This window comes from Myxococcus sp. AM010 (genome assembly GCF_013372585.1).
GTDB lineage: Bacteria > Myxococcota > Myxococcia > Myxococcales > Myxococcaceae > Myxococcus > Myxococcus vastator.
In genome coordinates this window covers 24488-37853 of sequence record NZ_JABXEO010000055.1, presented here as the reverse complement: position 1 = coordinate 37853, position 13366 = coordinate 24488, and the positions used below count along the sequence as shown (strand labels likewise).

General features: G+C 70.2%; 12 protein-coding genes. 7 read left to right on the top strand and 5 right to left on the bottom strand.

Annotated features, from left to right (window positions below):
- The first annotated feature begins 1 nt into the window (after position 1).
- On the top strand, positions 2-1726 hold the full coding sequence (locus HV826_RS23445) for an FAD-dependent oxidoreductase (protein WP_176419238.1): 1725 nt from the start codon (positions 2-4) through the stop codon (positions 1724-1726).
- 3 nt (positions 1727-1729) lie between these two features.
- Positions 1730-3022, top strand: coding sequence for an S-methyl-5-thioribose kinase (mtnK, locus tag HV826_RS23440; protein WP_176419237.1), 1293 nt, complete (start codon positions 1730-1732; stop codon positions 3020-3022).
- Positions 3023-3034: 12 nt separating this feature from the next.
- On the opposite strand, the gene HV826_RS23435 is transcribed toward mtnK, so the two are convergent.
- Positions 3035-3721, bottom strand: a complete 687-nt coding sequence (locus tag HV826_RS23435; RefSeq protein WP_176419236.1) for a hypothetical protein — start codon at positions 3719-3721, stop codon at positions 3035-3037.
- Positions 3722-3817: 96 nt separating this feature from the next.
- Positions 3818-5254, bottom strand: a complete 1437-nt coding sequence (locus HV826_RS23430; RefSeq protein ID WP_176419235.1) for a hypothetical protein — start codon at positions 5252-5254, stop codon at positions 3818-3820.
- Positions 5255-5525: 271 nt separating this feature from the next.
- On the opposite strand from HV826_RS23430, the gene HV826_RS23425 reads away from it, so the two are divergent.
- Complete coding sequence (locus tag HV826_RS23425; protein ID WP_176419234.1) at positions 5526-6317, top strand: hypothetical protein; 792 nt, start codon at positions 5526-5528, stop codon at positions 6315-6317.
- A 66-nt stretch (positions 6318-6383) separates the two neighbouring features.
- Positions 6384-7241 carry a metallophosphoesterase gene (locus HV826_RS23420; protein ID WP_176419233.1) on the top strand — a complete coding sequence of 286 codons (858 nt, stop codon included), beginning with the start codon at positions 6384-6386 and terminating at the stop codon, positions 7239-7241.
- On the opposite strand, the gene HV826_RS23415 is transcribed toward HV826_RS23420, so the two are convergent.
- Positions 7220-7960: a hypothetical protein gene (locus HV826_RS23415; protein WP_176419232.1), complete on the bottom strand. Its 741-nt coding sequence runs from the start codon at positions 7958-7960 to the stop codon at positions 7220-7222. The genes HV826_RS23420 and HV826_RS23415 overlap by 22 nt on opposite strands.
- Before the next feature lie 84 nt (positions 7961-8044).
- On the opposite strand from HV826_RS23415, the gene HV826_RS23410 reads away from it, so the two are divergent.
- Positions 8045-8566 (top strand): NADAR family protein, encoded by a 522-nt coding sequence (locus tag HV826_RS23410; RefSeq protein ID WP_176419231.1) that lies wholly within the window; start codon positions 8045-8047, stop codon positions 8564-8566.
- A gap of 3 nt (positions 8567-8569) precedes the next feature.
- Here HV826_RS23410 and HV826_RS23405 read toward each other — a convergent pair whose 3' ends face one another.
- Together HV826_RS23405 and HV826_RS23400 are read right to left on the bottom strand one after the other, a co-directional pair.
- The gene (locus tag HV826_RS23405) at positions 8570-9130 is read right to left on the bottom strand and encodes a hypothetical protein (RefSeq protein ID WP_176419230.1); all 561 of its coding nucleotides are present in this window, start codon (positions 9128-9130) and stop codon (positions 8570-8572) included.
- Between the two features lie 8 nt (positions 9131-9138).
- Entirely contained in the window at positions 9139-10224 is a 1086-nt protein-coding gene (locus HV826_RS23400) for a glycosyltransferase family 1 protein (RefSeq protein ID WP_176419229.1), read from the bottom strand.
- A 47-nt stretch (positions 10225-10271) separates the two neighbouring features.
- On the opposite strand from HV826_RS23400, the gene HV826_RS23395 reads away from it, so the two are divergent.
- Together HV826_RS23395 and HV826_RS23390 are read left to right on the top strand one after the other, a co-directional pair.
- Positions 10272-12512 carry a glycosyltransferase family 4 protein gene (locus HV826_RS23395; RefSeq protein ID WP_176419228.1) on the top strand — a complete coding sequence of 747 codons (2241 nt, stop codon included), beginning with the start codon at positions 10272-10274 and terminating at the stop codon, positions 12510-12512.
- Positions 12509-13294, top strand: coding sequence for a hypothetical protein (locus HV826_RS23390; RefSeq protein WP_176419227.1), 786 nt, complete (start codon positions 12509-12511; stop codon positions 13292-13294). The genes HV826_RS23395 and HV826_RS23390 overlap by 4 nt, the downstream gene beginning before the upstream one ends.
- Positions 13295-13366 lie beyond the last annotated feature (72 nt).

Sequence of the window (13366 nt, the reverse complement as noted above, 5' to 3'; positions counted from 1 at the left end):
CGTGGCGCCCGACGCCCCCCAGGATGAGGTGGACGTCGCCATCGTCGGTGGTGGCGTGGGCGGGTGCTACCTCGGCTACCGGCTCCTCGCAGGTGTCACGCCCCACGGGCACTCCCCCCTCGCGGCGCTGCGCCAGGGCCGGGAGCAGCTCCGGGTGGGGCTGTACGAAAGCACGGGGCGCCTTGGAGGCCGGTTGTGGTCGGTCCGGCTGCCCGGCCTGCCGGACGTCGCCGCGGACCTCGGAGGCATGCGCTTCCACGACCAACTGCACCTCGTGGCCGACCTCATCCAGCACCTGGGGCTGGCGGACCAGGTGACGGACTTCTCGTTCGGCCAGCCGGAGAACTTCGCGTACCTGCGGGGCAGGCGCTTCCGGCAACGGGAGCTGGAGACGACGGCGCTCGCGCGAAGCGCCACCCCCCTCCCCTACCGGCTGCGCTCGGCCGAGCGGCTACTGGGGCCGTCGGGCCTGGAGCAACACGTCACCGACACCGCGCTGCCCGGCTTCAGCGGCCTGCGCGCGCGCTACCACGCCGCCTTCGAGCGTCAGGCCTGGGAGGACGTCACCGCCTCGGAGCGGGAGTACACCCAATGCAAGGCCGCCGCCCGAATCGACGGAGCACCGCTGCACGCGCTGTCGTGGCGGACCTTGCTCGGCCAGGTGCTCGGACAGGAGGCCATCCAACTGGTGAAGGATGCGGGTGGCTACGACAACCTCGCCGCGAACGGGAACGTCGCGGACTGGCTGGACGTGCTCTTCCACGCCCCCATCGACGGCCGCTACCGGCGCCTCCTCGGCGGCTTCGACGCCCTGCCCCTGGCGCTGCACGCGCGCTACCGGGCGGCGGGAGGCACCACGTGGCCGCACCACCACTTGCGCCGGCTCGACAGGCACCCGGGCGCCGGTGACATGCCCGCATACACGCTGCACTTCGCGGCGCCGGAGGGGGGCAGGGCGCGCCGGGTGAGGGCGCGCTGCGTGCTGCTCGCGCTACCGCAGCACGCCCTGGAGTCGCTCGACCCGGACACCTTCCTCTTCGAGGACGCGGCGCTGAATCGCAACCTCCGCGGCGTGCGCGCCGTCCCGGCCGTGAAGCTGTTCCTCGCGTACCCGTCTCCCTGGTGGGAGCAGACGGGCGTCTCCCGAGGGCGCAGCACCACCGACCTGCCACTGCGTCAGCTCTGGTACTGGGCCGGCGGCGACACGCAGCGCCCTCCCGCCGTGCTCCTGGCGTCGTACACCAGCGGCACCGACGCGGCGTACTGGAGCGGCCTCCGCGCGGGCGAGCTGTATCCGGACGCGAAGGGGCCACGGGAGGCGCCGAGCCTGCCCGCCGATGCTCCCGCCAGCCGCCGGATGGTCGAGCGTGCCCACGCGATGTTGCTGGAGCTCCACGGTGTCCAGGACGCTCCCTGGCCCGTCGCCGCGCGTTGCCAGGACTGGTCCGACGCGCCCCACGGAGGCGGTTGGCACGTCTGGCGGGAGCACCACGTCTCCGGTGACATCATCCCCGCGATGCGCAAGCCGCTCGCCGATGAGCAGGTCTTCATCGTCAGCGACTGCTGGTCCCATGACCCGGGCTCGGTGCACGGCACGCTGGCCACCGCGGAGTGCACCCTGCAGGACCACCTGGGCCTCGGCTGGCCCGGCTGGCTCCGGCACGAAGGCACCCGCCTGGGTCCGCGCGGGACAGCGAAGCGAATCCCCTCACGAGGAGGCGTTTGAACCATGGCGCTGAGCGTGCCCGAGGGCTACCGCCCTCTCCAGAAACAGAGCCTGCCCGACTACCTCTCCAGCCACCCCCACCTCGCGAAGCAACTGGGAGGCGGCGCGACGGACTGGCACACGCAGGAGGTGAGCGACGGAAACGTGAACCAGGTGTTCCTGGTCCACGGCCCCGCCGGCAGCGTCTGCGTCAAGCAGTCCCTGCCCTACGTCCGGCTGGTGGGTGAGTCCTGGCCCCTGACGTTGGAGCGCATCCACTTCGAACATCAGGCGCTGCTCGAACACGGCCGCCATGTCCCTGGGCGCGTCCCCCAGGTCCTCCACCATGACGCCAGGCAATATGTCCTGGTCCTCGAATGCCTGACGCCGCACATCATCCTCCGCAAGGGGATGACCGCCGGCGTCTGCTACCCACGCCTCGCCGGACACCTGGCGGACTACCTGGCCCGCTCGCTGTTCTTCTCCTCCGACCTGGCCCTCACCGCGGCGGAGAAGCGGCGCCGGGTGGCCACCTTCAGTGCCAACAGCGCGATGTGCCAGATCATGGAGGACATGGTCTTCACGGAGCCCTACCAGCTTCACCCGCGCAACCGGTGGACCTCGCCCCAGCTGGATGGCCTCGCGGCCGAGGTCCGTGAGGACGTGGACCTGAAGCTGGCGGCGTCCCGCCTCAAGCACCAGTACCTGACGCGGGCAGAGGCGCTCATCCACGGTGACCTCCACACCGGCTCCATCATGGTGACGCAGGAGGACACGCGGGTCATCGACCAGGAGTTCGCCTTCTACGGCCCCATGGGGTTCGACGTGGGCGCCCTGATGGCCAACCTGCTCATCAACTACTTCAGCCAGGAGGGACACACCACCGATGCGGCGCCGCGCGCCCCCTATCAGGCCTGGGTCCTGGAGACGCTGGAGGACATGTGGTCAGGCTTCCACGACGGGTTCCTGGCGCTCTGGGAGGCGCACGGCCGCGGCGACGCCTATCCCTCCGCGCTGTTCACCTCACCGGCCGACCGGCGCGCGCTCACCGAGGAGCGCCGGCGCTGGCTTCAGGGGCTGCTGAGTGAAAGCCTGGCGTTCGCGGGCGCGAAGATGCTCCGCCGCATCTTCGGGCTCGCGCACAACCTGGACCTGGAGAGCATCGCCGCCCCTGACCGCCGCGCCGGCTGTGAGCGCGCTTGCGTCGAGCTGGGACGGGCCCTCCTCCTCACCCCCGGGCGCTACCGCGCCATCACCGACGTCACCACGGTGGCGAGGGACCTCGCGGAGCACCTCCGACCCAAACGTCGCGGGTAGGCGCGGCGCCCGTCACGTCCCCGTCTTGGCGATGGGGGCCAGGGCGCCCGACAGCTCGTTGAACTTCTCCCCCAGCGGCCGGATGACGTGCTTCTCGATGGCGTAGTAGCTGGAGAGCTGCTCCAACGGGACGCGCCGCATGTGCCAACGGCCATTCAGGTCACACCCGATGGCGTTCTTCTGGAAGCCGCCGCTCAGCCATCCGTCACTCTCGCCCTGGCTGGTGCGCTCGATGCGGAAGTACTTCCATATCTTGTCCGCGGTACAGACGACCGGCTCGTCCGGGTCCTCGGGACGGGGCTCGGCGACGCCGAACCAGCACTCCGGCCCCGCGGCGTCACTCACGTAGGCGTCATTGAAGCCCAGCCATATCCAGATGAAGGCCAGCAGCTTCACGTCCCGTGCCCGGCTGTCATCCACCGCGGTGCCCGCGGGGACGTGGAGCGGGTCCACATAGAAGCGGCCAAGCCAGGACGGCAGCCAGAGATAGAACGGGTACGAGCTGTCATCCGACAGCAGGTAGCCGCTCGCGTTGGAGAACAGCTTGTTGCCCGCGAGGCACTTCAAGCTGACGCCATACTCGCGGATGGCGAACCGGACGCCGACAATCTCGAAGAACGAACGGATGTCTTTATGGTGCTCGGAGAAATTCGAGTAGCTGCCAGCAATCTGAGTCAACACGTCTTTTCTGAAGGCCATGACCAGCTGGCATTGCAGTCCGCATACCAAGCCACGCTTCACAATCCGTACGAGCATGCGGGCTTGGACATACCGCCCTTCCCACCCCTGCCCGCGTCATCCTGCGACGCGCCTGCGTGCGAGCCGCAAGCGCGCTCCCCGCGGCCCCGGAGCGCTTGCCCTGTCTCTCTCATAGGCAGGGAGGTAGACCTGTCTGAGAAAGGCTCCGGTGGCCCGCAGGTCATCCGAAGGCAAGGGATGACACCGGAAGGTTCCCGTCGCATCGAAGTACTCAGGCACGAGCGGCGTCGCATCCGCCAACCCCAGCCCCCGAAACTCCGCGACCAGGCGCTGGTTCAGCGAGGCACACTTGTCGCGGATGAGCTCCGGCCACTGCCTCCAGAGCGGGAGCTCGGCCTGAAGCGGACGGAGCCGGAGGGAGAGCCGGTAGAGCAGCTCCGCGTGCGGGTGGTAGTGCGCCAGCTCGCGGTACCCCGCCTCCTTCGTCGGCCTGGAGTCCACGATGGGCTGGAGGAAGGCGCGGTAGTACCCGAAGACGTCCTCCAGGCTGTCCCCATCCCTGACGGAGAAGGGGTCGGTGTTCTCCGCCTTCACGACGGTGGGCACGCCAAAGAAGGCGCTCGCAAGCGCCGTGACATGGCGCTGTGACACGCCCTCCGCGTCGTCCAGCCTGTCCTTCACCCGCTTCAGGCCATAGCGGAGGAAGGCCAGCGTCGCCCGCAGAGGCGCGTGACACCCCACTCTGCCCACACCGCGGAGCAGCACCTTCATATAGGTCTCTCCGGGTGGTGGCTTGCGCAAGCCGTCCACCTTCGCCAGCCCCTGGAGCCCCGCGCCGGTGAAGAGCAGCAGGTTGGGCTCCTTCACGTCGACGAGGGTTTCCTTCCCGTCGTCCAGCCGCATGCGGTCCAGATAGTTGCGCGCGAAGAGCTCCGCGCGGCTCGGAGGGAAGACGACCTGGCGCGCGTTCAGGTTGAGGATGAGCGCATGACTGGCGAGATGCCGGTCCCTCAGCCAGGGATAGGCGTTGTACGCCAGCACCAGGTCTCCGGCGGACCAGAGCAGGGGCGCCTCGGCGCTGGCGGAAAGGCCCTCGGTGGACCGCTGGAGTGAGCGGAAGAGGGAGATATCGCCCAGGTCCTCCTGGACCGCCACGACGCGGCTCCGTTCGTCGATGTGGCCTTCCTCCAGGAGGAAGTCGCGGACCACCTCCACCACGTGACAGACCTCACGAGGCCCATGGACGCTGACCTGGCCCCCCGTCAGCGCATGGGCCAGCAGCGGAAAGACGATGAGCGGGAGGTTGTCGAGCACCGGGTAGAGGAACTTGGTGTCATCCAGCCCGCCTTCCATTGAACGCAGCAGGGGCGTGGTCTCCAACACCCGCCATCTTCGATAGCGCGGGGGCAGCCGCGCCTGACGCTCCCGCGCCAACCGGTCCCCCACGCGCCGGGTGACGGCTGCCGCCAGCGCGGCCTCTCCCGATGCATACACCTCATGACTCGCCCCAATGGCGACGTGCCGCACCCGCATGCGCTCCCCCTGTCCTGGGAGATTTCCTTTCACGAACCGTGCGCGCGCACTCTGTCTTTCGTTGCACGGGAAACCCCATACATGAGGCGTTCCCGGAGAACGCGATTGCGTCCCCCACGGACGCGCCCGCCATCCACTTCAAGACTTCGCAGGCCCATGCTCCCAAGACAAACAGCAACACACTCACGGTATGAGTCTTGCTCATGTCGGCGCCCCGGACCCCGAGGCACATCCCCGGGCTCCGCATGCAACCACCCTTCACGAGGTCAATATGAATCAGCGCGCAATCTCCGTCCTGTTGTCTGGTTTTGGTTTGGCGCTTTCTCTTGCCGGATGCGGCACGCCCGCGCAGGACACGCCCGCGGACACGACCCAGGAGGCGCAGGCGTCGCTCGCCGGGCAGGTCTACAACGTCCTAGGCGACACGGCGTGCCCCTCGGGCTACACGCTGGCCTCTCCCGAAGAGGCGCGGGAGAACCAATCCACCCTGTGCGCCATGCTCGGCACGTGGGACATCGTGCGACTTGCCAACGGCGGTTCCATGGATGGCGCGGGCTACGGCTGCGGCATTCGGACGGTGGATTCGCGCGGCATGGGCGAAAGCCTCTGCAAGCAGGTGCAACAGTTCAGCGAGGTCACCGGCGACGGCGTCTGTCCGGCGGGGCTCACGGTGGTCAGCCCGATGGTCGCCCGTGCCAGCCAGAGCGACATCTGCTCGCAGCTGGGCACCTGGGACATCGTCCGGCTCGCTGGCGGCGGCTCCATGGACGGCCCGGGCTACGGCTGCGGCATCCGTGACGTCGACACCCGCTCGATGGGGGAGACTCTCTGCGCGCAGTTGACGTTCGTCGAGGTCGTGGGAGACCAGCCCTGCGCCCCGGGGACGGCCCTGCTGGCGCCGACCGAGGCCGAGGCCCGTCAGAGCGAGGTCTGCGCGCTGCTGGGGACGTGGGACGTCGCGCGTCTGGCGGGTGGCGGCGCCATGGACGGCCCGGGCTACGGCTGCGGCATCCGCTACTGGGATACGCGCACCCTCGGCAACGCCCTCTGTCAGGCACTCTAATCACCGGCTGACACGGCGGTGCCGGTTCATGACCGTGGTGTCCCGGCATCGCCTCCAGCGCCCGCCATGCGCTTTCTTCATTGCTCGGATGTCCACGTCACCGCCGACTACCGGGCGCTGCCCCTGCGCCGGCTGGGCTGGCGGCGCTGGCTGGCGCTGCCAGAGCTGCTGGCAGCGGGGCGGGCGCGCGCCTACGACGAAGCGCCTCGCACGCTCTCCGCCATCGCGCGCGCCATGCCGGCACACGGCGCGCACCATCTCATCCTCTCGGAAGACCTGACGGCCTGCGCGCTCGACCTCGAGTTCCAGGGGGCACGGGACGCGCTGGGTGCGCTGGCGGAGGACCGCGGCCGCTGCACCGTCATCCCCGGCAACCACGACGTGTACACACCGGGCAGCGCTCGCGGCAGGCGCTTCGAGCGCTACTTCGGGCACCTGCTGGAGAGCGACCTGCCCGAGCACCAACGGGAAGGTGCCTTTCCCTTCGTCCGGCTCGTGGGCGAGGACGCCGCCGTCGTTGGCCTCTGCTCGGCCCGGGTGCCACCGCTGCCGGGCCTCTCTCGCGGGGTCATCGGCCCCGAGCAGTTGGACGGACTGGCGGCGATTGTCAGCGACGTCCGGCTCGCGAGCCGGGCCCTCCTCGTCGTCGTACACCACGCGCCCTTGAAGCCCCAAGGCACGGCGGCCCTGGGGCCCTGGGGATTGAGTGACGGCCCCGACCTCTGCAAGCTGCTCCGCGGGCCCCGTCACGCCATCTTGCATGGCCACATCCACCACCGCTTCCACCACCCGGCCACCGCCGAGCACCCCCACGTGTTCGGCGCCGGCTCCTCCACGCAGGCGGGCCGTGAAGGCTACTGGCTCATCGACGTTGAGCGCGGACAGGTGACGGGAGGGACGATTCAGGTCCCCCCATGCCCCTGAAGGGCCGCCCAGGCCTGAAGCCGCCGCTCCAGCGCCGTGAAGGTCCACAGGTCGGCGGGGTTGTCGGGCCGCACCAGGGCCAGGTCCCGCTGAAGTGCCCCGCGCGCCTCGATCACGCCCCACTCCGACAACACCCGCAGCGCCATCAGCGAGGACTTGCGCGCCACCAGCGCGAGCAGCACCGCCACGACGCGGGGGCTTCGTTCGTCGGCCAGCCGCTGCACCGCCTCATGACGTGCCTCGGGCGTGGCGTCCGGTGCCTCCAGCGCCTCGGCCAGCGCGGTGAAGCGCGCATCGTCCAGCAGCGGGCGCGGGCCGGGCCGCGGCTCCCAGTGCTCCACGGTGACGTTCGTCCGGCCCACGCAGACGCACTCCCGGCGCACGCCGTCATCACCGAAGAGGTCCATGATGCGATCTCTCGATGGCTTTCCACCCACGAGCAGTTTCCCCGCTCGCTCGGAAAGCGTGGGTGACACGCCGAGCACATGGACGCGCAGCACCGTGGCCTCGGCCGCGACACACTGTTCGGTGGAGACGCGAGGCCACTTGAGGAAGACCTCCGCCATCCCCCGTTCATGGACGTACCAGCGGTACTCCAGCCACACGGCGCTGGGGCGGAGGGCGAAGCGGCCGTCTTCCTGCTCGCGGAGCCGGGGGGCGCCTTCCGCGAGCCCGGTGAAGCAGTGTTCCAGCAGCGCCAGGGCGTCGGAGAGCGTCATGAAGGTAGGGCAGTGTAGCGACGTTTGTCAGGTCGCCGGGCCACCATCGTTAGTGTACAATCAACACCATTCCTGAGGTCGCCCATGAGTGAAGCAGGACAGCAGCGGTTCACCTTCTTCTGGCAGGCGCACTCCCCCTTCTCGCAGTGGCACCGCTCCGACTTCGTCGTGGACGGCGCGCGCTACGTGTGCGCTGAGCAGTACATGATGGCGGGCAAGGCGCGGCTCTTCGGTGACAACGAGGCGCTGGCGAGCATCCTGTCATCGAGGTCGCCCAAGACGCACAAGGCCCTGGGCCGCAAGGTCCGAGACTTCGACAACGTGCGCTGGGAGAAGGCGCGTGAGCGCATCGTCTACGAGGGCAACCGCGCGAAGTTCACCCAGAGCCCGGCGCTGCTGAAAGCGCTCCTGGTCACCGCGGGCACGGAGTTGGTGGAAGCCAGCCCCATGGATCGCATCTGGGGTGTGGGGTTGAGTGCGGAGGACCCGCGCATCCATCACCCCGCGAAGTGGCGAGGACTGAATCTGCTGGGCAAGGTCCTCACGAAGCTGCGTGAGGACCTGCTGGCGGAGGGCGTCACCGAGGCGTCCCCCGCTGAAGCGTAGGGCTCAGAAGTCGTAGCGCAGGGGAGCCTGGTCCGGCAGGACCAGGTTCACCGTGCCCGAGGTCTTCCCGAACTGCGCCCCGAAGCGCTGCGACACCGAGGACACGTCGAAGCGAGGCGTGGCCCGCAGGAGCGCCTTGCACATGTCATTGTTCCCGTCATGTACCAGCACCAGGTTCGCCACCGGCGTCCCGTCCGCGCCCGGCTGAAGCGTTCCGTCCCAGGCCAGCGTGTACGTGTGCTCGGCGCAGCCTCCGCCATGCATCACGGCCAGCGACAGGATGCCGCCGTCCACCTGGGCGCTTCGGATGTTGATGGGGTCCTTCGGCTCGGGCTTGGGCATCACCACCAACGGCTGGACGGCGGCCTTCGCCTCGCCGTCCCCGGCAGGCGACGTCGGAGTGGCCTGCGTGTCCTCAGGGGCCGGCGTTGGCACCCCGGCGCTGGCCCCGGCTTCGGCCTCGGTGGACGGCGGTTCCACCGGAGCGGTGCCCATCTCCTGCCGGCTCGCGCAGCCCGCGAGCAGTCCGCACAACATCACCCCACTCCAGACGAGCGTTCGCATACGTCTCCTTATCGCCGCAGCGCGGCCTCATACGCCGCCAAGGTGCCCTCGGCGGTCCGCTTCCAGGTGAACTTCGCGGCCTGCGCCCTTCCTCGCTCCGCGAGCGCCCGCCGTTCCTCCGGCGAGTGGAGCAGCCGGTCCAACGCCCTCGCGAGCCCGTTCGCGTCGTCGGGCCCCACGCTCAGCGCGGCGTCGCCACAGACCTCCGGCAGCGAGCCCGCGGTGGAGACGATGGTGGGCGTCCCCAGCCGCATCGCCTCCAGCGGAGGCAGTCCGAATCCCTCGTAGCGAGAGGGGAACACGAACACGGCCGCGCGGCGCATCAGCTCGTAGAACACGGCGTCGGACTGATAGCCGAGCGAGCGCACCTCGAACCCCTCCGAGCGCATCCGGGAGATGCGCGACTCCACGCGACCCGCGCCGAACCAGCTCTGCCCCGCCAGCACCAGCGAGACGGGCCGCCCCCGCGGTCGCAGCCGCTCCAACGCGTCCAGCACCAGGTCCACGTTCTTCCGCACGTCGAGCGAGCCCGCGTAGAGCACGTACTCCTTCGGCAAGGAGAGCGCGCGTAGGAAGTCCTTGCTGGTGTCGTCCAGGGCTGGCGCATGGACGTGGTCCACGCCATTGGGCACCACCACCGTGCGCGACTCCGCTTCCGGGTAGCGGGCCAGCAGGTCCTGCCGCGTGCGCTCGCTCACGCACACCACCTGGTCCGCCACCATCAGGCTGCGCGACAGCCACAGGCGGAACTGCCAGCGGAACGCGGACGACACCGTCTCCGGCATCAGCAGCGGAATCAAGTCGTGCACCGTCAGCACGTACTTCATGCCGGGCGCGCGGATGAGGGGCAGGTTGAAGTTGCCGTGTGCGTGGTACAGCGGCGCGTCCGAGCCCTGGAGCACGCGCGGCAAGCTTCCCAGCGTCCAGGCGGTGCGCCCGGCCTTCGCGCGAGGCGCCTCGCCAGAGGACTGCGCCCCCATGCGGATGAGCTGGACGCCGAGCGCCTCCAGGGCGGAGGCCAGGCAACGGGTGTACAGGCCGATGCCGGTGGTCGGCTCGTCCCAGAGTGTCGCGTCGAAGGCGATGGGGCTCATGGACACGGTGCGCCTCATACCACGAGCGTGTGATAGGCAGGACCCGCATGGCGATCCACCAGTTGATACCGAGCTTTGTCCCCGGCGACGCCACCGGGCAGGCCGCGCTGCACCTGCAGCTCCTGCTGCGCCGCACGGGGCACGCGGGCGCGCTGTACGCGGACGAGGTGGGCCCGGGGCTCGAAGGGCTGGCCAGCCCCGCGTCCGCGCTGCGTCCCGCGCCCGGTGACCTGGTCCTCTACCACCATGGCATCGCCTCTCCGCTCAGCAGCCGGTTGATGCACCTGCCCTGCCGTCGCGGCGTCGTCTTCCACAACATCAGCCCCGCACGCTTCTACGAAGGGCTGCCGCTGGCGGACGCGCTGGTGGCGGGGCGGGCCCAGCTCGCCGCGATGGCCCCCTTCGCGGAGGTGGCCATCGGCGTGTCGGACTTCAACGCCGCCGAGCTGCGCGCCGCGGGCTACCGCAACGTCCACACGGTGCCCCTCTTCATCGAACCGGAGCGATTCTCCCGCGCCAGCGCGGACGCGAAGCTGCTCCAGCGGCTTGAGGGTCCAGGCCCCGTGCTGCTCGGCGTGAGCCGGGTCATGCCGCACAAGCGCTTCGAGGACCTGCTCGCGCTCCACCGCGAAGTGCTGCGGCTGCGGCCCCAGGCGCGCCTGTTGATGGTGGGCGGCTACGAGCCCGGCAGCCGGTACTTCCGCATGCTCCAGCGGGAGGCGCGCGGCCTGCGCGGCGTGAGCTTCCTGGGACGCCTGAGCCACGCGCAGCTCGTGGCCGCGTACCGCTCCGCTTCCGTCTACGTCTCCATGAGCGAGCATGAGGGCTTCGGCGTCCCCCTCATCGAGGCCATGGCCGCCGAGGTCCCCGTGCTGGCCTACGCGGCCGCCGCGGTGCCGGAGACGTTGGGCGGCGCGGGCGTGGCCTTTGACCAGAAGCGCTTCGCCTTCCTCGCGGAGCTGGCGGTGGACCTGAGCGAGGATCCGGCCCTGCGAGGCCCCGTCATCGCCGGCCAGACGCGGCGGCTGGAGCACTTCTCCGCGCCTTCCGTGCAGACCGCCTTCACGAAGGCGCTGGAGACGGTGCTCCCCCGCCCCGCGCCCACGAAGCCGCGGAAGGTCCCCGAGCGTCCCCGGGTGGCGCTGGTGGTGCAGCGCTACGGCGAGGTGACGGGCGGCGCGGAGAAGCTCGCCGCGCAGATGGCCGAGCACCTGGCGCCGCACTGGGACCTCACCGTGCTGACGACCTGCGCGAAGAACCACCTCGAGTGGGACAACGCCTTTGCCCCCGGGCCCGACGTCGTGGACGGCATCAACGTGCTGCGCTTCCCGTCCACGCGGGTGCGCAACATCCGAGGCTTCAACGGCCTGTCGCGGCAGGTGTTCGACAAGCGCAACGAGCGGCTGCGCGAAGAGCAGTGGGTGGCCGAGCAGGGCCCCATGTGCCCCGGCCTGCTGCACCACCTGGCCACCGAGCGCGACGCCTACGACGGCTATCTCTTCTTCACCTACCTCTACGCGCCCACGGTGTGGGGACTGCCGCTGGTGGCGGACCGGGCCCTGCTGGTGCCCACCACGCATGACGAGGCCCCCGTCCGCTTCGGTGTGTACCGGGACGTCTTCGAGCGCCCGCGCGCCCTGCTCTGCCTCACGCCGGAGGAGCACACGCTCATCGAGAAGCTCTTCCCGAATCACGCGCCCACGCGGGTGGTGGGCGTGGGCGTGGACCGGCCTCGGGCGGACGGCGCGCGCTTCAAGGAGAAGCACGGCCTCCACCGGCACTACCTGCTCTACATCGGCCGGCAGGAGCCGGGCAAAGGCGTGCCCGAGCTGCTGGAGTACCACCAGGCCCTGAAGGAGCGGTTCGAGGACGCGCCGGACCTGGTGCTCGCGGGAGACACCAACATGGCGCTGTCCGGCGAGGGCGTGCGCTACCTGGGCCGCATCGACGAGCAGGACAAACACGACGCGCTGGCGGGGGCATTGGCGGTGGTGGTGCCGTCCCGCTACGAGAGCCTGTCGCTGCTGACGCTGGAGTCCTTCGCCCAGGGCACCCCCGTGCTGGTGAATGGGCGCTCGGACGTGCTGGTGGGACAGGTGGAGCGCAGCGGCGCGGGCCGCGCGTACACGGACCTGGAGTCGTTCATCCAGGGCCTGCGCGAGGTGGGCTCGGAGCGTGGGCCTATGGGCAAGCGGGGCCTGGCGTACGTGAAGAAGCAGGGCTGGCCGCAGGTGGTGGCGGCCTACCGGGAAGAAATGCAACGCATCCTCGAGGAGAAGCGCCAATGAAGTTACTGGGACGGGACATCCCCGCGCGGGAGCTGATTGCCCGCATCGAGGAGCGCCTGCGCACGCGCGGCCTCCCCACCTCCGAGGAAGTGGAGCTGCCTGCCGAAGGCGTGGAGCCCCGGGTGGAGCCGCTGACGTTCAACCTGCATGCGCTGGAGGAATACGCGGACGCCACGCGCGCCCTCCCCCTGCACACCCACCGGGGTGGCGTGGGACAAGTCGTCCTGCTGGCCAAGTGGGCCTTCCGCAAGTCGTGCCAGGTGTTCATCAACGAGGCGCTCGGCAGGCAGCGCGTGTTCAACGGGCACGTGCGCGACTCCTACGCGCAGCTGTCCGCCGAGGTGCTCCGCCTGCGTCGCGAGGTGGAGGCGCTCCGGGCACGTCCAGTCCCCGCGGTCGCCGAAGCGGCGGTGCCGCCGCGGCAGCAGGAGCGCGCACAGCGGCGCGAGCACGAAGCGACGCCATCCCCCGTGGCGCGGCCGGCGACCGCGGTCGACACCGTGCTGCCCAAGCCGCGTGCCCCCCAGGCCCATCCACGGAAGCCAGCACGGCCCAAGCAGCCAGTGGGCGCGGCTTCTCCGGAAGTGGACTCGACCTCGGCGCCCCGTGCGCCGGCCGCCCGCGCGCAGGCACCGGCGCCCGCCGCGGGTGCGCCAGCCCGAAGCAAAACGGCCCGCGCGAAGAAGGCCGCGCCCTCCGCTCCCGCACAGCCCTCGGCGGAGGCTCCGCCGCGCCGGAACGCCTCCGGCCAGAAGAAGCGCCGCGGCAAGAAGGCCCGCTGAGCACCACCCCCATGAGGGGCACGGCGCCTGCCCCAGGCCGCCAGAACAGGGCGCGCGCCCGGACGTCGGGCC

Coding starts and splice junctions, on each gene's coding strand:
- HV826_RS23390 (WP_176419227.1), top strand. CDS start 12,509: ATGAAGTTACTGGGACGGGACATCCCCGCGCGGGAGCTGATTGCCCGC.
- HV826_RS23425 (WP_176419234.1), top strand. CDS start 5,526: ATGAATCAGCGCGCAATCTCCGTCCTGTTGTCTGGTTTTGGTTTGGCG.
- HV826_RS23415 (WP_176419232.1), bottom strand. CDS start 7,960: ATGACGCTCTCCGACGCCCTGGCGCTGCTGGAACACTGCTTCACCGGG.
- HV826_RS23395 (WP_176419228.1), top strand. CDS start 10,272: ATGGCGATCCACCAGTTGATACCGAGCTTTGTCCCCGGCGACGCCACC.
- HV826_RS23410 (WP_176419231.1), top strand. CDS start 8,045: ATGAGTGAAGCAGGACAGCAGCGGTTCACCTTCTTCTGGCAGGCGCAC.
- mtnK (WP_176419237.1), top strand. CDS start 1,730: ATGGCGCTGAGCGTGCCCGAGGGCTACCGCCCTCTCCAGAAACAGAGC.
- HV826_RS23435 (WP_176419236.1), bottom strand. CDS start 3,721: ATGGCCTTCAGAAAAGACGTGTTGACTCAGATTGCTGGCAGCTACTCG.
- HV826_RS23420 (WP_176419233.1), top strand. CDS start 6,384: ATGCGCTTTCTTCATTGCTCGGATGTCCACGTCACCGCCGACTACCGG.
- HV826_RS23405 (WP_176419230.1), bottom strand. CDS start 9,130: ATGCGAACGCTCGTCTGGAGTGGGGTGATGTTGTGCGGACTGCTCGCG.
- HV826_RS23400 (WP_176419229.1), bottom strand. CDS start 10,224: ATGAGCCCCATCGCCTTCGACGCGACACTCTGGGACGAGCCGACCACC.
- HV826_RS23430 (WP_176419235.1), bottom strand. CDS start 5,254: ATGCGGGTGCGGCACGTCGCCATTGGGGCGAGTCATGAGGTGTATGCA.